The organism is Ruegeria sp. AWH4_226, assembly GCF_056159225.1.
In genome coordinates this window covers 3025571-3048599 of the sequence record NZ_JBSWUU010000001.1, presented here as the reverse complement: position 1 = coordinate 3048599, position 23029 = coordinate 3025571, and the positions used below count along the sequence as shown (strand labels likewise).

General features: G+C 59.0%; 22 protein-coding genes. 8 read left to right on the top strand and 14 right to left on the bottom strand.

Features of this window, described 5'->3' with window-relative positions; genetic code table 11:
- Window positions 1–20: 20 nt before the first annotated feature.
- The 4 genes from ACXAET_RS15115 to ACXAET_RS15100 all read left to right on the top strand — a co-directional run bounded on the left by ACXAET_RS15115 (window position 21) and on the right by ACXAET_RS15100 (window position 3095).
- Window positions 21–770: a 4Fe-4S dicluster domain-containing protein gene (locus ACXAET_RS15115; RefSeq protein ID WP_475186836.1), complete on the top strand. Its 750-nt coding sequence runs from the start codon at window positions 21–23 to the stop codon at window positions 768–770.
- Window positions 770–1657: a dimethyl sulfoxide reductase anchor subunit family protein gene (locus ACXAET_RS15110; protein ID WP_475186833.1), complete on the top strand. Its 888-nt coding sequence runs from the start codon at window positions 770–772 to the stop codon at window positions 1655–1657. The genes ACXAET_RS15115 and ACXAET_RS15110 overlap by 1 nt, the downstream gene beginning before the upstream one ends.
- Window positions 1658–1755: 98 nt before the next feature.
- Window positions 1756–2214: a carboxymuconolactone decarboxylase family protein gene (locus ACXAET_RS15105; RefSeq protein ID WP_475186830.1), complete on the top strand. Its 459-nt coding sequence runs from the start codon at window positions 1756–1758 to the stop codon at window positions 2212–2214.
- A complete protein-coding gene (locus ACXAET_RS15100; protein WP_475186827.1) occupies window positions 2211–3095 on the top strand; it encodes a sigma-70 family RNA polymerase sigma factor in 885 nt (294 codons plus the stop codon). The genes ACXAET_RS15105 and ACXAET_RS15100 overlap by 4 nt, the downstream gene beginning before the upstream one ends.
- Before the next feature lie 34 nt (window positions 3096–3129).
- Here ACXAET_RS15100 and dapA read toward each other — a convergent pair whose 3' ends face one another.
- Entirely contained in the window at window positions 3130–4002 is an 873-nt protein-coding gene (dapA, locus tag ACXAET_RS15095) for a 4-hydroxy-tetrahydrodipicolinate synthase (RefSeq protein WP_475186823.1), read from the bottom strand.
- Between the two features lie 135 nt (window positions 4003–4137).
- Between dapA and ACXAET_RS15090 the strand changes: the two genes are divergently transcribed.
- A complete protein-coding gene (locus ACXAET_RS15090; protein ID WP_475186820.1) occupies window positions 4138–6102 on the top strand; it encodes a lytic transglycosylase domain-containing protein in 1965 nt (654 codons plus the stop codon).
- On the opposite strand, the gene ACXAET_RS15085 is transcribed toward ACXAET_RS15090, so the two are convergent.
- Window positions 6076–6945 carry a DMT family transporter gene (locus ACXAET_RS15085; RefSeq protein WP_475186818.1) on the bottom strand — a complete coding sequence of 290 codons (870 nt, stop codon included), beginning with the start codon at window positions 6943–6945 and terminating at the stop codon, window positions 6076–6078. The genes ACXAET_RS15090 and ACXAET_RS15085 overlap by 27 nt on opposite strands.
- A complete protein-coding gene (mnmC2, locus tag ACXAET_RS15080; protein WP_475186815.1) occupies window positions 6942–7607 on the bottom strand; it encodes a tRNA (5-methylaminomethyl-2-thiouridine)(34)-methyltransferase MnmC2 in 666 nt (221 codons plus the stop codon). The genes ACXAET_RS15085 and mnmC2 overlap by 4 nt, the downstream gene beginning before the upstream one ends.
- A 49-nt stretch (window positions 7608–7656) precedes the next feature.
- Between mnmC2 and ACXAET_RS15075 the strand changes: the two genes are divergently transcribed.
- A complete protein-coding gene (locus ACXAET_RS15075) occupies window positions 7657–8697 on the top strand; it encodes an NAD(P)/FAD-dependent oxidoreductase (RefSeq protein ID WP_475186812.1) in 1041 nt (346 codons plus the stop codon).
- Here the strand turns inward: ACXAET_RS15075 and ACXAET_RS15070 are convergent.
- From ACXAET_RS15070 to ACXAET_RS15050, 5 genes are all read right to left on the bottom strand, one after another.
- Window positions 8689–9489 (bottom strand): HTD2 family dehydratase, encoded by an 801-nt coding sequence (locus ACXAET_RS15070; protein WP_475186810.1) that lies wholly within the window; start codon window positions 9487–9489, stop codon window positions 8689–8691. The genes ACXAET_RS15075 and ACXAET_RS15070 overlap by 9 nt on opposite strands.
- A gap of 38 nt (window positions 9490–9527) precedes the next feature.
- Window positions 9528–10070 (bottom strand): NADPH-dependent FMN reductase, encoded by a 543-nt coding sequence (locus tag ACXAET_RS15065; protein WP_068337148.1) that lies wholly within the window; start codon window positions 10068–10070, stop codon window positions 9528–9530.
- 115 nt (window positions 10071–10185) lie between these two features.
- Window positions 10186–10857, bottom strand: coding sequence for a YiaD family glycine zipper/OmpA-like lipoprotein (locus tag ACXAET_RS15060; protein ID WP_475186806.1), 672 nt, complete (start codon window positions 10855–10857; stop codon window positions 10186–10188).
- Window positions 10858–10957: 100 nt separating this feature from the next.
- Window positions 10958–11677, bottom strand: coding sequence for a helix-turn-helix transcriptional regulator (locus ACXAET_RS15055; protein ID WP_475186802.1), 720 nt, complete (start codon window positions 11675–11677; stop codon window positions 10958–10960).
- Window positions 11678–11979: 302 nt separating this feature from the next.
- On the bottom strand, window positions 11980–12627 hold the full coding sequence (locus ACXAET_RS15050) for an RluA family pseudouridine synthase (RefSeq protein ID WP_475186797.1): 648 nt from the start codon (window positions 12625–12627) through the stop codon (window positions 11980–11982).
- Window positions 12628–12723: 96 nt separating this feature from the next.
- Between ACXAET_RS15050 and ACXAET_RS15045 the strand changes: the two genes are divergently transcribed.
- Entirely contained in the window at window positions 12724–13134 is a 411-nt protein-coding gene (locus tag ACXAET_RS15045) for a nuclear transport factor 2 family protein (protein WP_475186795.1), read from the top strand.
- 2 nt (window positions 13135–13136) lie between these two features.
- The gene (locus tag ACXAET_RS15040) at window positions 13137–13841 is read left to right on the top strand and encodes an SGNH/GDSL hydrolase family protein (protein ID WP_475186793.1); all 705 of its coding nucleotides are present in this window, start codon (window positions 13137–13139) and stop codon (window positions 13839–13841) included.
- Here ACXAET_RS15040 and rarD read toward each other — a convergent pair.
- The 6 genes from rarD to ACXAET_RS15010 all read right to left on the bottom strand — a co-directional run bounded on the left by rarD (window position 13832) and on the right by ACXAET_RS15010 (window position 23015).
- A complete protein-coding gene (rarD, locus tag ACXAET_RS15035; protein WP_475187229.1) occupies window positions 13832–14707 on the bottom strand; it encodes an EamA family transporter RarD in 876 nt (291 codons plus the stop codon). The genes ACXAET_RS15040 and rarD overlap by 10 nt on opposite strands.
- Before the next feature lie 190 nt (window positions 14708–14897).
- Window positions 14898–17351: a GcvT family protein gene (locus ACXAET_RS15030; protein ID WP_475186790.1), complete on the bottom strand. Its 2454-nt coding sequence runs from the start codon at window positions 17349–17351 to the stop codon at window positions 14898–14900.
- An 89-nt stretch (window positions 17352–17440) separates the two neighbouring features.
- The gene (locus tag ACXAET_RS15025; protein ID WP_475186789.1) at window positions 17441–18412 is read right to left on the bottom strand and encodes a GlxA family transcriptional regulator; all 972 of its coding nucleotides are present in this window, start codon (window positions 18410–18412) and stop codon (window positions 17441–17443) included.
- 10 nt (window positions 18413–18422) lie between these two features.
- Window positions 18423–19316, bottom strand: coding sequence for a homocysteine S-methyltransferase family protein (locus tag ACXAET_RS15020; protein WP_475186786.1), 894 nt, complete (start codon window positions 19314–19316; stop codon window positions 18423–18425).
- 13 nt (window positions 19317–19329) lie between these two features.
- On the bottom strand, window positions 19330–20382 hold the full coding sequence (locus tag ACXAET_RS15015; protein ID WP_475186784.1) for an alcohol dehydrogenase catalytic domain-containing protein: 1053 nt from the start codon (window positions 20380–20382) through the stop codon (window positions 19330–19332).
- A 176-nt stretch (window positions 20383–20558) separates the two neighbouring features.
- The gene (locus tag ACXAET_RS15010; protein ID WP_475186783.1) at window positions 20559–23015 is read right to left on the bottom strand and encodes a GcvT family protein; all 2457 of its coding nucleotides are present in this window, start codon (window positions 23013–23015) and stop codon (window positions 20559–20561) included.
- Window positions 23016–23029: the final 14 nt, after the last annotated feature.

Sequence of the window (23029 nt, the reverse complement as noted above, 5' to 3'; positions counted from 1 at the left end):
CACAGCCGAGGTTCCTTGATATGACCCAGCTACCCGAATCTACCGACCGTAAAATGGGCTTGGTCATCGACCTTGACACCTGCGTCGGCTGCCATGCCTGCGTCATCTCATGCAAAGGCTGGAACACCGAGAACTACGGCGCGCCGCTGTCCGATCAGGATGCATATGGGGCAAACCCATCGGGTACTTTCCTGAACCGTGTGCACTCCTACGAGGTGCAGCCAAAAGACGGTCCTGCCCAGCTTATCCACTTCCCCAAGTCCTGCCTGCATTGCGAGGACGCGCCCTGCGTGACTGTCTGCCCCACCGGGGCCAGCTACAAGCGCGTTGAAGACGGCATTGTCCTCGTGAATGAAAGCGACTGCATCGGCTGTGGCCTTTGCGCGTGGTCCTGCCCGTATGGAGCGCGCGAAATGGACATGGCCGAAGGGGTGATGAAGAAATGTACGCTGTGTGTTGACCGCATCTACAACGAAAACCTGCCGGAAGTAGACCGCGTACCTTCCTGTGTGCGTACTTGCCCGGCCGGTGCCCGCCATTTCGGCGACCTCGGTGATCCCAACAGCGACGTCAGCAAACTTGTTGCCGAACGCGAGGGCATCGACCTGATGCCGGAAATGGGCACTAAACCGGTCAACAAATACCTTCCGCCGCGACCAAAGGATCAAATCGAGGACCAGATCGACATACTAGCCCCGCTACTGGCCCCCGTCGCCGATGAGACCAAGGGCTTTCTGGGCTGGTTGGACAAGACATTGGAGAAGCTCTGATGCACCCGGCCCCTTCCGTCATCCTCTTCACCACCTTGTCTGGTCTCGGCTTTGGGCTGCTGTTTTTCCTGGGTCTTGGCATGCCGGACGTCACGGGCTGGGTGGCTTTCGTTTTCTACCTGATCGCTTATGGGCTCTCCGTCGGCGGCCTTCTGGCTTCGACATTTCATCTGGGTCATCCCGAACGCGCATGGAAAGCGTTCACGCAGTGGCGCTCAAGCTGGCTCAGCCGCGAAGGCTGGTGCGCCGTCATTGCGCTGCTGGTCATGGGGCTTTACGCGATCGGCGCCGTATTCTTCGGTCAGCGCTGGGGCGGTCTTGGCGTCCTCGGCGCGGCGTTTTCACTGGCGACGGTTTTTACAACCTCGATGATCTATACTCAGCTAAAGACTATTCCGCGGTGGAACATGAACCTGACCCCGGCCATGTTCCTAAGCTTCAGCCTTGCCGGAGGAGCCCTGCTGGCGGGGCAAATCACCATGGCCATACCGCTTTTGTCGATCGCTGCTGCGGTTCAGGTGCTCTATTGGCGGAAGGGAGACAACGCGCTGAAGCAGTCCGGCACCGATCTGGGCACTGCCACCGGACTTGGCGCACGCGGCAGTGTCCGTGCATTCGAGCCACCACATACGGGCACAAACTACTTACTGCGCGAATTCGTTTACGTGGTTGGTCGCAAACATGCCGAAAAACTGCGCTTGATAGCGTTCAGCCTGGCTTTCGGTCTACCGCTGCTTTTGATCGTGCCGCCGGTTGAAAGCACCGCAGTAAAACACGTTTTGGCCCTGCTGGCTGTCCTTTCACATCTTGCCGGGGTCGCCATTTCGCGGTGGTTGTTCTTTGCGCAGGCCGAGCATGTTGTCGGGTTGTACTACGGCAAACGCTGACCAAAAAAATGAGTTTTGGGAATTTTTTCTCTGACCCTGTCACAAATCCGGTGCCACGCATGTCCTGTTTTTGTTAACTTCAAAAGCAGGAGAATATGATGTCCCCTCGGATCAATCACTTTGCCGTCGCCCCCAACTTGCTTCAACCCATGCTCGATATGGAAGAACGCCTGAGCGCATCCGGGCTGGAACACAGTTTGAAAGAACTGATCAAGCTTAGGGTGTCGCAGATCAACGGCTGTGCCTACTGTATTCACATGCACACGCATGACGCCCGTGCAAACGGAGAAACCGAAGATCGCTTGCACCTGCTGAATGCATGGCACGAATCGTCGCTGTATTCAGACCGTGAACGAGCCGCGCTTGCGTGGGCCGAAGCCCTGACACGGATTGAAACCAACCGCGCCCCCGATGACGTCTATAACGCCATGGCTGCTCAGTTTTCGGAGCATGATCAGGTGGCACTGACTTTGGTGATCACCCAGATCAATGCGTGGAATCGTTTAGCCATCGGCTTTGCAGTTCCGCATCCCAAAGCCAAAGAAGTGGCCGCGTGACCCGGTCACATGCACAGCCCGGGGATCGGGCATTCGTTGACTTGCAGCCGCGTCTTTTCGCGGTTGCATATCGTATGCTCGGATCGGTCAGCGATGCCGAGGATATCGTTCAGGACGCCTATCTGCGCTGGCAACGTGTCGATGTAGAAAAGGTACGGGACGAAACCGGCTACCTGATCCGGGTCGTCACCAGACTATGCCTTGATCATTTACGCGCGGCGCGCGCCATCCGTGACGCATACCCGGGTGAGTGGTTGCCGGAACCGTTTGTCACCAACGACGCAACAGAACGGCTTGACCGCGATGTCTCGGTCGCGCTCTTGATGGCGCTGGAGAGATTGTCACCCCTGGAACGCGCCGCCTTCCTTTTGCATGACGTATTTGAGTGCTCGTACGATGAGTTGTCCAATACGCTTGAGCGTAGTCACAGCAGTTGCCGCCAACTTGTAAGCCGAGCCAGGAAACACATCGAACACATGAAGCCCCGCGCGCGCGTTGACCGCGAACACGGTCAGGAACTGGCCAACGCATTCTTCAGCGCAGCCAAAAGCGGTGACACGAAACACCTGACGGATTTGCTGTCACGCGATGTCCAATTGCATTCGGACGGCGGCGGCAAAATCATCGCGACCCTAAACCCGATTGTCGGGCGGGATAAGGTCGTTCGGTTCTTTGCCGGATTGTCGCGTAAACCTACGGCAACCCAGCCCGCTCACTGGGTTGCGTGTGAGCTGAACGGTTTACCCGCGATCATCAATCGCGAGCCGGGCGGCACTTTGCAAGCGACCTTGGTAAAGATCGAAAAGGGCGAAATCGCCGCCATCTACATGGTGCGCAATCCCGACAAAACCCGGCACCTGGAAAGCGTTATGAGCAATTAGAACCTGCTGAGATCAGCAGGCACCGATTTCCCTATTACACAAGCCCCGCATGCGCCATCGCCGCGTCAATCGCTGCTTTGGTGCTGGTTTCCAACGTTGTCAGGGGCGAACGCACTTCCTCGCTGCATAGACCAAGCTTGCTCAGCGCGTATTTCGCTCCGGCAAGTCCCGGTTCGATGAAAAGCGCCTCGTGCAGGGGCATCAGACGATCCTGATACGCCAGCGCCTTGGCGTAGTCGCCGTCCAATGTGGCCTGTTGGAATTCGGCGCACAGCTTCGGCGCGACGTTCGCAGTGACCGAGATACAGCCGACGCCGCCATGCGCATTGAAACCCAACGCCGTCGCGTCCTCACCCGACAATTGGCAAAAGTCCGGCCCGCAGGTGGCGCGTTGCTGGCTGACACGGGCCAGATCACCCGTGGCGTCCTTGACGCCGATGATACGCGGCAGCTTGGCAAGCTCACCCATGGTTTCAGGCGTCATGTCGATCACTGACCTGCCGGGGATATTATAGATGATGATCGGAATATCCGCGCAATCATGCAGGGCGCGGAAATGCATGATCAATCCCTTTTGGGTGGGCTTGTTGTAGTATGGCGTTACAACCAGTGCAGCATCAGCGCCAACCTTCTGCGCGAATCGCACGAAACGGATCGCCTCAACCGTGTTGTTCGAACCGGCCCCGGCGATGACGGGAACACGACCGGCCGTGGCTTTGACGACCTCTTCAACAACAATTTCATGCTCATCATGGCCCAGCGTCGGACTTTCGCCGGTGGTGCCAACAGGAACCAGCCCGGTCGAGCCTTCCTGAATTTGCCATTCCACCAAGTGTTTGAGCGTCTTCAGGTCCAACTCGCCGTTGCTGAACGGGGTGACGAGGGCCGGCATTGAGCCTTTGAACATGACACGCTCCTTAGGGTGCAGTTAGTGTGTTTTTTACGCCCTGGTTCATCTCAATCCAGCCGATGTGAGTTGATCCCGGCAGCGCAAGGTTTATCCTGATTGGCTCTATCCTTGGTTGGTTGGGAAATGCAAGGCATGACACGCGTTCTGGCGCTTTTGATAGCGGTGATTCTTGGGTCAGTTGGGCAAGCACAAGCCGATGCGGTGGGCGATTTGCGCGCCGGAATGGCGGAAATGCGCAAGGGCGATTGGAATGCGGCCTTGCGGGTGTCGGGTCAACGGGGATCGGTCAGCCGTGATATCATCGTGTGGCACTGGCTACGCGAGGGGTATGGCAGCTCGGGCGATGTACTTGTTTTTCTGGATCGCCGGCCGGATTGGCCGGGTCTGGCCTGGTTGCGGCGCAAAAGCGAGCCGGCTTTTACCGGCGCTGATCCCGACCGGGTGCTGAAATTCTACGCAGGCAAACCACCGCAAACCGCCGAAGGGGCGTTGAACTACGCCGTGGCACTGCTGGCGAAAGGGCGTCAGGGCGAGGCGCAGGCCGATCTCGTGACCGCGTGGCGGACCATGCCGATGGGCAAGGGTCTGCAAAAGGACTACTTGGAGAACTTCAACAAGCTCCTGAAACCCCACCACGCGGCCCGCTTGGACAGGATGCTGTGGGACAACCACCTTGTCAGTGCCGCGCAGATGCTACCGCTGGTCAGCACCGATCAGCGCAAGCTGGCCGAGGCACGGATCGCCTTGCAGAAACGCCAACCCGGCGTTGATGGCAAAGTCGCCGCAGTTCCAAAATCCGTGGCAGAGGCACCAGGACTGGCCTTTGACCGCTTTGTTTGGCGCGATAAGAAAGAGCTGGACGACAGTGCAATTGACCTGATGCTGGCGCGCTCGACCGGGCCGGATGCCTTGGGTGAGCCTGACAAATGGGCCGAGGGGCGTCGGCGACTGGCGCGGCTTGAGATGCGTAATGGTGACGCCAATCGGGCCTATCGGATCGCAGCCAACCATCACATGACACCGGAAATGGGCTATGCCTATGCGGATCTGGAATGGCTGGCAGGGTTCCTTGCGTTGCGCAAGCTGAATGACCCTGCCACAGCGGTACGACATTTCCAGAACTTCTCGGCAGCTGTACAGTCACCGATTTCGAAAGGGCGCGGAGGGTACTGGTTGGGGCGGGCCTATGCGGCGCTGGGTGATGCGGACAAAGCCTATGCAGCATATTCGGTTGGCGCCGATCACCAAACCTCGTTCTATGGCCTTTTGGCAGCCGAGCGGATCGGACGACCTTTTGACAGCGATCTGGCCAACCCCCGCCGTGCACCGCATTGGAAACAGGCTGACTTTGCTGACTCCAGTGTCTTGGAGGCTGGTCTGCTGTTGCTGCGCGCGGGTGAAGACAATAATTCCGAACGTTTTCTGACCCATCTGGTTGAAAGCCTCGATCAGACCGAAGCAACGCAGCTGGGTGATCTGGTGATCGAGTTGAACGAGCCTCATCTGGCGGTGATGATCGCAAAACGCGCGGCCCAAAGCGGTATTGTTCTGCCTGCGGCCTATTATCCGGTACACCCGGTGGCCGATATGGGGCTGCCCATGGCGAAAGAGATGACGCTGGCCATCGCCCGCCGCGAAAGCGAGTTTGATCCGGTGGTGATCAGCGGCGCAGGCGCACGCGGCTTGATGCAGGTGATGCCCGCCACGGCGCAACTGGTCGCGAAAGAGCTTGGCATCCTGAGCGGGCACAAGACGATCAAGCTGACCTCGGACTGGCAGTACAACGCCAAATTGGGCGCGAATTATCTGTCTGGGCTGGCCGCAGATTTCAATGGCAACGTGGTGATGATGGCCGCTGGTTACAATGCCGGGCCACGCCGCCCGATCTCGTGGATGGAGCGGTACGGCGATCCCCGCGCCGGTCAGATCGACGTGGTCGACTGGATTGAAACCATCCCGTTCAGTGAGACCCGCAACTATGTGATGCGGGTGGCGGAAAGCCTGCCGATTTACCGCGCGCGGCTGGGTCAGCCCGCACTACCGATTCCGTTTTCGCAAGAGCTGATCGGGTCAACCCTGGTGTCTTTCGCGCCATAGGGTGAACAAACCGGCGCTTACGACCAAGGCTGCGCCCAGAACAACTTCTGGCCGCAGCGCCTCCCCAAAGACCGAGATTCCAAGGATGGAGGTCCATACGAGGTGTAAATAGGCAAAAGGCTGTACTGTGCTGGCCTCAGACATTTCATAGCATTTGATCAGCAACCAGTGCCCGCTGACACCGCTGACGCACAGCAGCGCCATCCACGCCCAATCCGATTGGGCCATCGGCTCCCAGAACCACATGCCAACCAAGGTCATCGTCACCGACCCGGCGATACCCGTCCAGAAGAAGCTGGTGGCCGAACTGTCCTTGCGAGCGGCATAGCGGGTCAGCAAGCCATAGACCGCGAACATCAGTGCTGACATCAAAGGCAGAACAGCCCACGGATTGAATACACCTTTGCCGGGTTGCAGAATGATCAGCACCCCGATGCATCCCACACCAATTGCAGTCCAGCGGCGCCAGCCGACACTTTCACCCAGAACCGGGCCACTGAGCGCTGCCACCAAAAGGGGATAGCAGATGAAAACCGCCATACTGTCGATCAGCCCAAGAACCGTAAAGGCGAATACGGCAACGCAAATCTCGGCCGCCAGCAAGATGCCACGAAACACCTGCAACCCAAGCTGACTGGTCTGCGACGCGGCCTTTAAGCCTCCGGGCGCGCGGCCAGCCAGGGCGATGACAAAGGCCGCGAAGAACCAGTAACGGATCATGACAACCATGTAGGTGTTATAGGTCCCCGCCAGATGACGCGAGATACCGTCCTGAAGCGCAAACACGATTGTAGCGGCAATCATCAGTGCAATGCCTGCACGGGCGTTGTTCTGTTGTGTCATGGCCAAACCGCACGGGTCATGTGGCGCTTGCGGCCAAATCCGGGGGTGCGGGATACGTTAAAGCCTGCCTCTTGCAACCCCCGCCGCACAAATCCTGCTGCAGTATAAGTCGCCGCGGTGCCCCCTTTTACAGTGTGGCTGGCGACCTGTTGCATCAGGTCAGCGCCCCACAATTCCGGATTCTTGGCAGGCGAGAATCCATCCAGAAACCACGCATCGGCCTGATCCGTCCATGCGGGCAATGTCTGACGCGCGTCACCCTCGATAACGTCAAGGTGCAAGGTATCCAGCTTGCATGTGCCGCCCTGCCACCGGGCCAGAAAACGGGCGGCCCATGGTTTCAGTTCAGGAAAGGCCGCCAGCGCACGCGCCATATCCTGCGCAGTCGTCGGAAACGCTTCGAAACTGGTGAAGGATAAGGGCGTTGTCTGACCGGATTTTTCCCATTCGGACCAAGCGGTCAGCATGTTCAGACCCGTGCCAAAGCCCAGTTCGGCAATGCGGAACCCCGGTGCAAACCGCGCAGGCAGATCGTTACCTGCCAAAAACACGTGCCGTGTTTCCTCCAACCCGTTCTGCAACGAATAATAAGGGTCGTCAAAACGATCCGAGACCGGGATGTGATCCTCGGTCCATGTGAGTTCGGCGTGCTGGCCTGCCATCGGGGAATCCTGTAGCTAACCGGCGCGACACTGAACAAGGACAAGGGGAATGGCAATGGCCGATGTGACGGTGCGCGGCGCAGGTATTTTTGGCCTGTCCATCGCGTGGATATGCGCCCGGCGCGGCGCCAAGGTTCAGGTCGTCGATCCGTTTGGTCCCGGTGCCGGGTCCAGCGGTGGGCTTGTCGGTGCGCTGGCCCCACATGTGCCCGAAAACTGGAACGCCAAAAAGGCGTTTCAGTTCGACAGCCTGTTGATGGCAGAACGCTTCTGGAAACAGGTCGAAGCCACCGGCGGCGTCTCATCCGGATATGCGCGGTTGGGACGGTTGCAGCCCATCGCAGACGACCGGGCGTTAAAACTTGCCCACGCGCGGTCACAGACCGCAGCGCAGCTTTGGCAGGGTCGGGCGGAATGGCGTGTGGTCGAGGGCCACACACTTGGCTCATGGTGTCCGCCCAGCCCGACCGGTTTCGTGATTCACGATACGCTTAGCGCCCGGATGCATCCCCGACGCGCCTGTGCCGCGCTGGTGTCTGCGCTGGCGGTGATGGGGGTCAACGTGGTCCCGGACGCGCCGGACCAAGGGCAGGTGGTCCACGCAACGGGTCTTGCCGGATTGCAAGAGCTTTCCGCCACATTCGGGAAAACGGTCGGCAATGGGGTCAAAGGTCAGGCCGCGCTACTGCGGTTCGACGCGGGCGACGTACCGCAACTGTTCGCTGATGCCATTCACTTCGTCCCCCATGCGGACGGCACGCTGGCGATCGGCTCCACGTCAGAGCGCGACTATGATGATCCCACCAGCACCGACGCCGCCTTGGACGATGTGCTTGAGCGGGCAACTCGCGCCGTGCCAGTGCTTCACGGTGCCGAGGTTCTCGAAAGGTGGGCCGGAGTGCGGCCCCGCAGCAAAAGCCGCGCACCGATGCTAGGCGCTCATCCGCTTTACCAAGGCCAGTTCATCGCGAACGGAGGTTTCAAGATCGGCTTTGGCATGGCTCCGAAGATCGCCGAGGTGATGGCTGATCTGGTTCTTGAGGGAATCGACAATATACCCGATGAGTTCCGGCCTGAGGCTTCACTCTGATCGCGGAACAGCCTTGGCTGTCATACATTGCCGCCCATCAGGGCCGCGCACCCACAGCGCATGGCCTTCCCGGCACAGGGTCGCCGTTTCGAAATGCATCAAGGGCGCTGTGGCGCGAAAAGAAAACTGCGCCAACGGCCCCAGCATGTCTTCGGCGAACCGCATCAGCAATTGCGCGAGCAACGGGCCATGGACGACCAGTCCGGCATAGCCTTCAACGTCGCGGGCATAGTCCAGATCATAGTGGATTCGGTGACCATTGAAGGTCAGCGCGGAATAGCGAAACAGCAAGGTCGAATCGAACGTGACATCGCGCTGATCGGTCTGATCGGTGCGGGCGGTGGGGGGCGTTGGCTTGACCTCATCAGCAGCGGGGTCCTGACGGTAAACCAAATCCTGCCATTCGGTCACGCACAAAGCGTCGTCTTGCCAGATTTCGTGGCGTAGAGTGACAAACCCCAGCAGACCGGTGCGCCCAGTCTTTGAGGTTGCATTTTCGCAGGTAGTTCGCCGCTCGGCTTCTCGGCCCGCGATCAAAGGCGCATCGAATTGCAACCGTCCGCCCGCCCACATCCGGCGGGGCAGCCCCATATCAGGGATCACCCCTTCGCCAACTCTCGGGTGCCCGTCCCGACCAAGCTGAGAGGGTGGGCGCGGCGACCAGAAATAGAGCTGGTGAAAAAACGATGGCAGTGGAGAGCCATCTGCAACCGCACCTTCTTGGCCCAGCGCCACCAGCAGAGCAGCGGCCCGGGCCGGGTCCATTACATCGGTTTGAATTTCCACTGTCATGACGGCAGATTAGGCAGCCGTTCACGCGGGAACAAGCGCTAGAAACCCGCCTCAGCCCTTAGCTTTTCCATCAGGGTCCGCAACGTGCTTTCATAGCGGTCACTGGTAAGTTTACCATGTTCATCAAACTCGTTGGAACTGTCGGCCAGGTGCATTTCAGGCCCTTGCAGGATACGCGGCTGGAACGGCACCATGTAGCCGCGCAACACCATCTGCGCGCGCTCGCCACCAGCGCGGCCAGCGGCGGCGGACATCACGGCCACCGGTTTGTCAGCCCAGGGTCGCCCGCCCGTCCGGCTGACCCAATCCAGCGCGTTTTTCAGAACGCCGGACGGCCCCTTGTTGTATTCCGGGGTAGAGATGATGACCGCATGGGCCTGCGCGATTTGGTCGGACAGGGTCTGTACGGCCTCGGGAATGCCTTCACCATCCTCAAGATCCCCATCATACAGGGGCAGGTTCAAATCTGCCTCGATATGTGTTCCAGGCGCAAACAGGCGCGCGGCCTCCCGCAGTAGTTTTCGGTTGGTCGCATTTTGGCGTAATGAGCCCGACAGGCTCAGTAGGATCGGTTCGGACATTCATCAGCTCCGCTATTGTAATTCCCAATAGCTAGTTCAGAATTTGTAAGCGCCAAAGCCCATGTGACGCACCGTCAATGTGCAAACTGGGCGCGTCGAAACGCGCCCTGATTGCTCAGGTACGGCCGTTGGGAACGATTTCGATATCGACCCGGCGATTCTGCGACTTGCCCTCAGGCGTCAGGTTCGAGGCGGCCGGCCGACTTTCCCCAAGACCAAGCGTTGAAATCCGGGCGCCGCTGACGCCATTGGCCTGCAAGATGTCTGCCACTGATCGGGCGCGGCGTTCGGACAAGGCCTGGTTGTACGACGCCTCCCCATCACTGTCGGTGTGGCCGATGACCTGAACGTTCGAATTGGGGTAGTTCACAAGGTTTTGCCCCACCCGCACCAGATCAGACCGCAGCGCCGGGCGAACGGTCGCGCTGTCGGTATCAAAGGTGATATCATTCGGCACGGTAACGATCAGGCGGTCACCGGCGTTGGTGACGATGATTCCCTGATTGGCCAGTTGCTGGCGCAGTTCAGCCGCTTGCCTATCCAGTTGATTACCGATCAGACCTCCTCCGGCGGCACCAATCGCCGCACCGGCAGCCGCACCCAATAGCGGATCCGAACTGTTCGCGATGGCACCTACCCCGGCACCAACCAAGCCACCCAGAATTGCGCCCTGCCTGGTGTTCTGATTGGGATCGGCAGGCAAGTTCAGCGTACCCGGATCGGCACAGGCGGCCAGCATCATGGCCGCACCCAGCCCGGCGGGAATAAGAAATTTAGAAATCAACATGATAACACCTTCTGCTCCGGCGCCCGTTCCCCGGGCGCATATTGTTTGGTGCAGTATATCGCTTTACCCGCAGTTAGGCTCAAGCAACAATCAGGTGAAATCAGCGAATACCCGCCAATTGGGACGGGTCGCATCGGTCAGCCAGTGCTTGTGCACTATTTCGTTCCTGCCAGAGTTCCCGAAGCGACCTTGCCTGTCCGGAAAAGCTTTGCCCAGTGTATTCGCTGGCCCAGATGCGGTCGGTTCGGAAATGCCTGAAAGCTTCGCGCAGTTCGCACCACCCCGCCAGCATCGTACATTCGGTATGGTAGATCAGCGCCACCGGACGAACCACGCGTTCCGTACGATCTCCGTCGCCATTCACGTAAGAAATGCGAATTTTCTGTTCGGCCCGGATTGCTTCGCGAAAACTGGCAACGGGAACGCAGCCCTTCGCCGGATCATCAAGCGGGGTGCCCCAAGGTGCAACATGCAGCCAGTCCGCAGGACAATGCAGCGCCTCGATCTTTTGGCAGATACGGTTGGCCGCGCGCTGCAGATGGCTGTCACCGGTTCGCGCCAGAAGCGATAGACCGACCCACAGCGCCTCGACTTCTTCGGCGTCGAAGTTCAAGGGCGGCAGATCATACCCGCGCCGCATCAGATACCCGATACCCGCCTCGCCTTCGATAGGCGTTCGCTGGGCCTGCAACTCGGCGATGTCGCGATAGACCGTGCGTACGGATACTTCCAACTGCTTTGCTAGGTCTTCGGCGGTTACCGGCGCGCCAGCAGCCCGCAGGATCTGGATGATTTCGAACAATCTGGTTGAGCGGCGCATGTGTTCCTCCGTGAAATCTGCTGACATCTTAGCACTCGCCCCTGACAGGGTAATGTCAGGAGTGATGCGCGAAGCTGGGCCCGTTCTTGAATAAACGGAGACAGAACATGCCCTGCCTCGACAACCACGTCATGATGACGCTGAAACTTGGTCAATGGTCTCAGGACCACGCTTTGCGGGCGTTCGAAATCGAGCGCGAGATTGCCGCGGCCCGACACTGCAACCCGGACAGTCCGAAGACACGCAAAAGGTGGCTTTCTCTCGGAAAGTTGAAACGGCTTTTGAGAAAACCGGCCTGAGTTCTAGAAATCCGCTTTGGCCCGAAACTTCATCGAAACACCGCCTTCGGGGTGTTTAAGCCGCAGCTCTTCGGAATGCAGCATCAGGCGCGGGAAATCCCGCGCTGGCCTTTCGGCGTAAAACGGGTCACCCAGAATCGGGTGGCCCAGCGCCTGCATATGTACGCGCAACTGGTGCGAACGGCCCGTTTTTGGGAATAGCCGAAGGCGGGTCGTTTCACCCTCATGCTTCACGACGCGCCACTCTGTGATGGCTGCCTTGCCCGTCTCGTGACACACCATCTGACGCGGTCGGTTGGGCCAATCCACGATCAGCGGCAGGTCAACTGTTCCCGTTTTATCAGCGACCCGCCCCCAGACACGCGCCACATAGGTCTTGCGGGTCTGGCGGTTCTCGAATTGCAAGCCCAGGTGCCGCTGCGCATGAGGGGTTTGTGCAAAGACCATGACGCCGGATGTATCCCGATCCAGCCGATGCACCAATAGGGCCTGCGGGAATGCCGCCTGTACCCGCGCCAGCAGACAATCGGCCAGATGCGCGCCCCGCCCCGGCACTGACAACAGGCCCGCAGGCTTGTTCACCACGATCAACTGCGCATCCTCGTGCAATACACCCAAGGGGGTCATCGGGGGGTCATAGGTCTCGCTCATGCGCGCCTGCGTATCGCAGCGCGCGACCTCCCGCAACGTCGGGCTTGCCTGAGTGGGCTGGTTCCGCAACTCTGCCCCAAAAGGTAAGGAGACCCCATGCACCCAACAATCGAACGCATGCAAGAGGTAGTAGCCAAAGGCGATGAAAGCCTGATCTGCGAATTGCTGGCCGAAGATGTTCGGTTCTCTCCGCCGACTTACTACAGCACCTGGACCGGGCGTGTGCCTGTGGCAGCTGTACTGGGGCATGTGGGGCAGGTCTTTTCTGACTTTCGCTATCGCCGTGTGATGGGCGAAGGCAACGATTGGGCCTTGGAGTTTCAATGCAAGGTCGGGCATCTGGATGCCGTGGGCGTTGACCTGATAACCCTCAACAAAGATGGCTTGATCCAGGAGTTCGAGGTCGTCATGCGGCCATACAAAACCATCGGCGCCCTGCGTGAGGCGATGATGGCGCGCATCATGACAGACGCACGGTTCCTTGAGTTCAAAAGCGCGCTGAGCTGACGATGCCCGTTGCCGCAGATCAACTACTCCGCTTGCCCTTGCTGCCGGTTCTGGCTGCTCAAGGCCTATCGGTACGCCGCAAGGCGCAACGTCTGCCCGAACCGATTGGCCCACGCCAAGGACGCATCGGGCGCGGCCCCCGATTGCGCCTGCTGATCGCCGGAGACAGCTCTGCCGCCGGGGTCGGTGCGGGAACACAGGCGCAAGCTTTGTCCGGGTATCTCGTCACGCGACTGGCCAAGCACTATGCTGTTGAATGGCGGCTTGAGGCCACGACCGGACATCGGACGCAGGACGCGATTGTGCGGCTTGGCAAAATCAATGACCAGTTCGATATGGCGGTCACCGCGCTTGGCGTGAATGACGTGACCCGAGGTGTGACGCGCCAACGGTTCATCACGCAGCAGACCCAATTGCTGGACCTTTTGTCCGATCGTCTGGGCGCGCGACGGATTGTGGTCACTGCGGTTCCACAGATGCAAAGGTTCCCGGCCTTGCCACAACCGCTGGCCTGGGTTCTTGGACGTCAGGCCGCACGGCTGGATCAGGGTTTGCAGCAGGTCGCAGACAGTTTTCCAAAGGTCCGGCATCTGAAACTGGACCTGCCCGACGACCCGGCCCTTGCCGCCCCTGACGGATATCACCCCAGTCCGAAAGCCTATGCCCTATGGGCCGAAGAAGCCGTCCGTCTGTTGCGTCAAGCCTGAGCGCGCACCTGCCGGATCATCGGGATCGAATAAACCACCAAAGCGGTCCAGATTAGCGGGAAGGCAATCATGCGCCCTCGGTCGATCTGTTCACCAAAAACAGTGATCGCCGTGATAAAGATCATGGTCGGAGCGATATATTGCAGGATGCCCATCGTCGACAGCCGCACCAGCTTGGCCCCGTTGGCATAGACAAGCAGCGGCACCGCCGTCACGATCCCGGCCCCCGCCAGCAGCATGGTGTCCGTCGCAGTGACACCAAAATGCCCCGTGCCTTGCACGCCCAGCCATGTGACATATGCCAAGGCCGGGATCAGCAGGATCAGAACCTCAAGCAAAAAGCCCTGATTGGGCCCAATGGGAAGGGACCGTTTGAAAAAGGCATAGAACCCCCAACTCACCATGAGCCCCAGCGCGGGCCAAGGCAAGCTGCCTGCCTCGACAATCAGAACCAGCACGCCCAGCGCGGCAATCGCCACCGCCGCCAGTTGCGTTTTTGTCAACGGCTCGCGCAGCAGAACCGCGCCAAGCGCGATGCTAAACAATGGGTTGATGTAATAGCCGAGCGCTGCATCCAAAGCCCGGTCATTTGCAATGGACCAGACATAGATCGCCCAATTCACCGAGATCAGCGCCGCCGTCAGACAGGCCATTCCCAGCATCTTGGGGTTCACCAATGCCGCCTTCAAATCCCGCGTGCGCCCCAACGCCACCAGCAGCAGGCCCGCAACGGGAACCGACCAGATGATGCGATGCGACACGATCTCAACCGCCCCAACATGCGCAATGGCCTTCATATACAACGGCAGAAAGCCCCACAGGACGTATGCCGTAACAGCCAGCGCCAGCCCCTTGGGCGTGTCCATCGTGTTCGGCGGTAGGGGAGTGTCTGCCACGGCGGGTCTCCGATTGATACCCTGGTTCTCTATGGCAAATCAGGCGCGCTTGGGAACTCAGAAAACTGTGAACAAGGTCATCACGAATGCTGATGTATCCGACCTACTAGTGACGGCCGGTCGGGAACGGCTGGGGCGCAGAAGCGCCCCGACGATTTGATCACACCTTAACGCGTTCGGATTTCGGATCGTACATCGGCTTGAGCGATGCCTCTGCCTTAACTTTCACACCGCACAGGTCGATCTCATAGTCTGAGGCCAGGACATCCGCCGCGTTCTCCCCTGCGCAGGGGACATAGCCCAGACCAATGGCACCGCCCAGGGTATGACCGTAGTTGCCCGAACTCAGATAGCCCACATACTCGCCATCCCGAATGATCGGTTCGTTGTGGAACAGCAAAGGCTCAGGATCGGTCAGTTTAAATTGCACCAGACGGCTCTTCGGTCCGCTTTCCTTACGCGCAATAACGGCCTCGCGTCCGATGAAGTCATAGCCCTTGTCCACCTTCACGGCAAAGCCGAGGCCCGCGTCGACCACGTGATCCTCGCAGGTGATGTCATGGCCGAAATGGCGGAACCCCTTTTCGATCCTGCAGCTATCCATCATGTGCATACCGCAAAGTTTCAACCCCATGTCCTGTCCGGCTTCGTACAGGGTTTCAAAAACATGGCCAGCCATGTCCGCCGAGACATAGACCTCCCACCCCAGCTCACCCACATATGTGACGCGGTGCACACGGGCCAGCCCCATGCCGAGTTCGACCTCTTGCGCGGTGCCAAATGGATTGGTCGCGTTCGAAAAATCACCCGGCGACACTTTTTCAAGCAGCGCGCGCGCATTCGGACCCATAACAGCCAGAACACCTTCGCCAGCAGTCACATCCGTGATGACGACATTGAAATGACCTGCATGTCGCATCATCCATGTCTGATCCGCCAAACGGGTCGCCGCCGGCGTGACAACCAGATAGGCGGTCTCGGTCAGGCGCGTGACGGTCACGTCCGCCTCGATCCCGCCGGTGCGGTTCAGGAACTGCGTGTATACGATCTTGCCAGTTGGCACCGAATAGTCACCACCGCCGATGTAGTTCATGAATCTCTCGGCATCCGGCCCTTCAACGCGGATTTTACCGAACGAGGACATATCGTACATGCCGACATTCTCGCGGACCGCGCGGTGCTCGGCCGCCGAGTTCTCGAACCAGTTCTGGCGCTTCCAACTGTACCGGTATTCGCGCTCCTGCCCTTCACCGGCAAACCAGTTGGCGCGTTCCCAACCAGCCAGCTCACCCATCACGGCACCATGGTCCAGCAAGTAGTGGTGGAAGGGCGTCCGGCGCACGCCGCGGGCAGTCGCTTTCTGGCGGTAGGGGTAGTGGTCGGCATAGAGCAAACCCAGCGTTTCCTTGGACCGTTCGAACAGATACTTCTTGTTGCCCTGAAACGGCTGCATCCGGCCGATATCCACATCCCCCAGATCAAACGGTTTCTCGCCGCTATCCATCCATTCGGCCAGCGCCATACCGGCACCGCCCGCTGATTGAATACCGATCGAGTTAAACCCAGCCGCCACCCAGAAATTATCCATCTCGGGCGCCAGGCCCAGATGGTAGGCATCGTCAGGCGTGAAAGATTCCGGTCCGTTGAAAAAGGTATGAATACCCGCCTCGGCCAGCATGGGCATACGGTTGCACGCGGCCTCAAGGATCGGTTCGAAATGGTCAAAATCCTCGGGTAGCTGGTCGAATTCGAAACTGTCAGGGATGCCCTTCATGGCCCAGGGCTTTGCGTTTGGCTCAAACGCGCCCAGCAGCATTTTACCCGCGTCTTCTTTGTAATAGGCGCATTCGTCGGGGACGCGCAGCACTGGCAATTGGGTCAGGCCGTCAATGGCTTCGGTGACAATGTAAAAATGCTCACACGCGTGCAGCGGAACGTTCACCCCAGCCATGCGGCCAACTTCGTGGCCCCACATGCCTGCACAGTTTACAACCATATCGCATTCAATATGGCCCGAGGCACTGCCGTCATCCGCCACCCAATCCACACCCGTTACCTCACGGCCCTGCTTGACGATATCGGTGACTTTTACACGTTCCTTTACAATGCCACCGCGCTGGCGGGCGCCTTTGGCCAAAGCAAGGGCAATATTTGCCGGGTCACCCTGCCCGTCCAGCGGCAAATAAACAGCACCTTTGACACCGTCGAGGTTCAGATGCGGATAAAGCGCCTGCACGCGTTCATTCGAAATCTCTTCGACCTCAACACCAAATGCGCGCGCCATGGCGGCCTGGCGGTAAATCTCTTCCTTGCGTTCCTCAGTCAACGCGACGGTAATTGATCCGCATCGCTTGAACCCGGTGGCGACACCAGTTTCTTCTTCAAGTGAGCCATAGAGCTCTTGGCTGTACTTCGCCAGCTTGGTCATGTTCGCCGTTGCACGTAGCTGCGCAATTAAACCTGCCGCGTGCCATGTGGTACCGCTGGTCAATTGCTTACGCTCAAGCAATACTACGTCCTTCCAACCCTTCTTTGTCAGGTGATACGCGACCGAGCATCCGATAACGCCGCCGCCAATGATCACCACTCGGGCCGTGCTGGGAAGATCAACCATCCTGAAATCTCCGCTGTGTCAGGTTTGCGCCAAAATGCCACGAAGGACCGACAACAAACATGCGAAAACCGTCACAGTATCAGCAATTTTCACCGATGCGGTATCGTACGCTTTTGTCGCCGTACAACAAACGGGGTGACACCGAAAAAGCGTTTGTACACCGATGAGAACCCATTGGGAAAGCCACAGGCCAGACCAATTTCGCGGATACTCAGCGTGGTGTTCAAAAGCAGGTTGTTCGCCTTGGCCAACCGCATTTCGCGGTAAAACCCGCTGGGCGTTGTTCCAAAGAAAGTTCTGAATTTCCGTTCGAGCGACCGGTTCGACAGATACAACGATTCGACGATCTGGTTGATCGGCAGAGGGTCTTCGATATTGGCCTGCATCAGTTTGATACACTGATCCAGCTTGGCATCGCCGGTTGCGCTCTGTTTCGCCCCGGAAAACGGCTGCATCGAGGAAAAATCGCGGATGTTCTCATGCAGCATGATATCAGCCACCGTCATCTTAGCCGGGCCTGAGATATGGCGGCCAATCACGGCAAGCGCCACATCTATCGTCGCCTCCATCCCGGCACAGGTCACAACCGCACCTTGTTCCGTGGCGATCGACAGCTTGGCTTCGAACCGGGCACCGCGTTCGCGCAGGAACGAAGCGTTTTCCCAGTGGGTTGCCATGTCCTCGGTGCCGTGTTCGTCGATATAGCGGCTGGCGGCTTCGGCCAGCAGAAACACCTTGGCCCCGCGGAACGTGTAGTCGGACACAACGCGCCCCAGCGACAAAGCAGGATGGTCGGGGTCGGAATTACCGATAACGAACAGGTAATTCGCGTTTGGCTGCACCGGGACAGGTTCGGTTTGAACCATCGCCTCGCTGCTGCTCAGGATCGGACCGCCTTTCAGCGATCGGTAGCGATAGGTAAACGGCGGGGTTGGACACACCCGGTTGGCGAGGCGCAGCACTTCGACCAGAGAGGCCAACTCCAACAGAACAAACCCTTGCGCAACCAGAATATCAAAGTGCTGCGGTGTTTGTGTTGAAGCGTCCACCGGTGTCCCCATCCGCCGCCCCTTAAACGATTTGGTGACCGGCTGCGCGCAGCCGGTGGGCAAGGGTTTCGATATGGTCCGGCCCGACTTCACAACAGCCGCCAACTATGGTTGCCCCTTGCGCCACCCAGCCCATTGCGTGATCCGCATAGGCGTCAGGTCCCAGATCATGACGCTGTTCCAATTCATCCACCGTGGGCGCGTCTTGTAAAAACCCCTGGGTGATGCGCGTGAACCCGTTGGCATAGGCACCGAAAGGACGCCCCAGTTCTGCGATGACCTCCAGCGCAACCGGGATGGCCTCGGGGCGCGAGCAGTTGATCAGAACAGCCTCGGGCGCGAAACGATCCACTACCGGAGCGATATCGGAAAGCGGCTCGCCCGAACGCAAGCGTGTCCCGTCATCATCCATGACCGAAAGCCCAAGCCAGACCGGTTTGCCGCTATGCGCAGTACCGCGCAATACACCTTCGGCCTCTTGCACCGAGGAAACGGTTTCGATCAGGAACAGATCGACGCGTTGACGCATAAGGTGCACCAGCTCAGCGAACTTTGCGGCGGCGTCGTCCACATCTGGTTTCAGGTCAGGCCGGTAAGAGGCCAGCAAAGGCCCAAGCGCCCCGGCAATGCGCCCGCCATACGACCCGCGCGCCTGTTCGGCCTGTGTCAGGGCCGCGTTGACCAGATCCGCCAGTTGGTCTTCCATCTGCTCCCGCGCAAGCCGCGACCGGTGAATGGCGTAGGTGTTTGTTGTGGCCACCGTCGCCCCGCGCCGGAAATACTCTGCATGCACGTCCCCAACCAGCTCAGGATGGTCAATCATGACGCGGGTCGACCACAAGGGTGTTGGCGTGTCACCGCTTCGTTTGACCAATTCCTGACCGATTGAGCCATCCAAAAGAGTGATATTCGCCATGTTTTTTGCCTAGTTAGGGGATCAGAACAAGTTTGCCCGGATACGATTTGGATTGAAAATCCTCCTGTGCAACAGCGATGTCTTTTAGCGGATAGGTCTTTGAAATCAAGGGGCTGATCCGGCCGGTATTGATCATCTCAACCAGCCGCCCAAATACCTCGAAGGCCTGATGGGTGCAGCCGTGAATGGTGATGTCGCGCAGGTAGATGTCGCGCAGATCGGCCTTCACCACCGGGCCAGCGATGGCACCTGAAACCGCATAGTGTCCACCCGGCTTCAGCGCAAGGATCAGACCGGGCCACGCAGGTCCACCCACAACGTCGATCACCACGTCGAATGTGTCAGTGGGCAGCGCCGCGTCACGGTCGAACGTATCTACAGCGCCCTGGCATTTGACAACCTCTTCCTTGGCAGGGCTGGTCACACCCCAAACCGTTGCCCCGCGCAACGCCGCCAGCTGCACGGCGGCCAGTCCAACACCGCCCGATGCGCCTGTGACCAGCAATTTCTGCCCCGGGCTTACACCTGCGCGGGTCAGCAGGTTTTCGGCGGTGCCAAAAGCACAGGGGATCGCGGCAATCTCGACATCAGACAGAGGTGAGGCCGAAACATCATAAAGATCATCCGCCTCGACCAGACAATATTGCGCAAAAGCTCCGTCCATTTCTGAGCCCAAGGCGATAAAACCGGTCGGGTTTCCGGGTCGTGGCCGTGGCAGGTTGATCGGACAGGTCACGCGCTGGCCGGGTCGGAACGGTGCCCCTTGCCCAACCGCCGCTACGATCCCGCACAGATCACCGCCCTGAATGCGCGGGAACTGCAACGCACCGCCCCAGCCTCCGGCCTCAACATCCTGATCGACGGCATCCGTGGCACCGGTCACGTCCGAGGAGTACCAGCCGACGCGCGTATTGATATCGGTGTTGTTCACGCCCGCCGCTGCAACCCGAACCACAACCTGCCGCGGACCGGGCCTTGGCACCGGTATGTCATCGCGCCATTCCAGAGCCTCTGGCCCGCCGTGTCGGGTCAGGTAAACGCCGGACATGTGATTGGGGAGGGTCATTAGATTTCACCTTTACGTCTTTTCGTCCAGATGTGGTGGCACTGACCCCATCAGAATTATGCATCGCCCGTGTTCTGACCCGAAACCTTGTAATAGGGTTTGGTCAGTCTTCCGGTTATAAATGGGACCCAGGTCGGGTCCCATCATGCGTATGGTTTGCTAAAGGCAGTTTCCTGTCAGGCGCGAAGCCGCTGGTTTTCAGGATCCCAAAGCGGCTGGTCTTTTTCTACCACGGCACGGTGCTTTTGCCCGTAGATTTCGACCTCAAGCTCGGTGCCCGGATTTGCCAGTTCAGCCTTGATCATTCCCAACGCGATGGACTTGCCGACACGGTACCCCCAAGCGCCCGAGGTCGTCTCACCCACAATCTGGTCACCTTGCCAGATACACGACATGTATGGCGCGTCGCAGTCACCTGCATCCACGGTCAGGGTGACAAAAGACTTTTTCACACCCTGCTGTTTTTCGTTCAGGATCGCAGCCTTACCCGGAAAATCCTGCGGCTTATCAAGCTTGACGAACCGCTCCAGACCACCTTCGAGCAGCGAATAGTCGGTCGAAAGATCGCCCTTCCACGCGCGATATCCCTTTTCGATGCGCAGTGAGTTCAGGGCGTACATGCCAAAAGGCTTGGCCCCGGCCTCAAGGATCGCGTCATAAATGGCAGGCATATCCGCGTTTTCTGCATGAACCTCCCACCCTAGCTCACCTGCGAATGACACGCGTAAAAGCGCAACCCAACCACCTTTGATTTCACTCTCCTGAAAGCTGAGCCATGGGAGCGAAAGATCTGCCTCGCAAACCTTGCTGAGCACCTCGCGCGACTTTGGGCCGGTCACGATCAGTGTGCTCATCCGCGTCGTCCAATCCTCCAGCGTAAAGGCCGCGTCTGCGGGCATGTTGCGTTCCAGCCATTCGCGGTCATGCCATTGCGCCGTGGCCGCAGTCACCAACACGAAAAGGTTTTCGGCCTCACGCGTCACAGACATTTCCGTAAGGATGCGACCTCGTTCATCAGCGAAATATACCAACCCGACGCGACCAACCTTGGGCAGCGCGCCCGTTACAAGACTCCGCAGCCAATCGTCCGCGCCCGGACCTTGTATTTTGAACCGCGAAAACCCCGGCAGGTCCAGCACGCCACAGTCGTCTCGCACGGTTTCACATTCTTCTTTGATGCGCTGCGCCCACGGGCCCGAGCGACCCCAGGTATGTGTGGCCTCAAGCGATGTGTCGTCGCCCGGCTTGGCGAACCAGTTGGCGCGCTCCCAGCCGTTATAGGCACCCATTACACCGCCCAGCGCTTTGACCTTTTCATGTACGGGTGACAGTTTCTTGTCCCGCGCGGCGGGCCATTCATGGTGGGGGAAGTGCATGGCGTATTCGTTGCCATAGACCTCCATTCCCTTTTGGTTGCAGTAATCCTGATCGGTGTAATCGGTATAGCGGCGCGGATCGACCGCCCACATATCCCACTCGGTGTGGCCATCGACGATCCATTCGGCTAGCACCTTGCCGGCCCCGCCGCCTTGCGCGATACCGAAAGTGAACGTGTGGGCCTCAAACGCATTCTTCACGCCCGGCATGGGGCCGATCAGCGGCAGACCGTCCGGCGCGTATGGAATCGGGCCGTTAATTACGCGGCCCACGCCCGAGGTAGCCATCAATGGCACCCGCTCCATCGCGTCAGTGACGATGTCTTCGATGCGGTCGAGATCGTCGTTCCAAAGCTGGAAGCTGAAATCATCGGGCATGGGATCATCTTCGGTCATCCAGTGGCCCTTGCAGTTGGGCTCATAGGGGCCGAGGTTGAAGCCGTGCTTCTCCTGTCGGAGATAGTAAGAGATATCAACGTCTCTCAGCAGAGGCAGCTTCTTACCGCCGTTTTCCTTAGACCACGCTTCAACCTCGGGGATCTCATCGGTCAGCAGGTACTGGTGGCTCATCACCATCGCGGGAACGGTACGGCCGCCGAAGGGCTTGAACCACTCACCCACGCGCTGCGCGTAGTAGCCGGCGGCATTGACCACGTAATCACAGTCAATATCGCCCTTGTCAGTATGAACAGTCCAAGTGCCGTCATCGTGCTGAGTTACGCCGGTTGCCGGGCAAAAACGGATGATCTTCTGACCCATGTCCCGGGCACCCTTCGCCAATGCCTGCGTCAGCTGCGCCGGGTCGATATCACCATCGGTCGGGTCGTAGAGCACGCCCTCCAGATCATGGGTTTCAAGGAACGGATAGCGCTCTTTGGCCTCTTCCGGGGTCCACATCTCCATCGGGATACCCTGATAGCGGCCCATGGACATGGCGCGCTCAAATTCCTGCATCCGCTCTTTGCTATGCGCCAGTCGGATCGAGCCGGATTGGTGGTAGTTCATCGGATAATCAACCTCTTCGCCCAGCCGCGCATACAGCTCGGTCGAATAGCGCTGCATGTTCATGATCGCCCATGAGGTTGAAAAGGTCGGGACGTTGCCCGCTGCGTGCCAGGTTGAACCGGCGGTCAACTCGTTCTTTTCAAGCAAAACGCAATCGGTCCAGCCCTTCTTGGCCAGATGGTACAGCGAGGAAGCCCCCACAACACCGCCACCGATGATAACCACGCGGGCCTTTTTCGGAAAATCGCTCATTGGTCTTGTTCCCT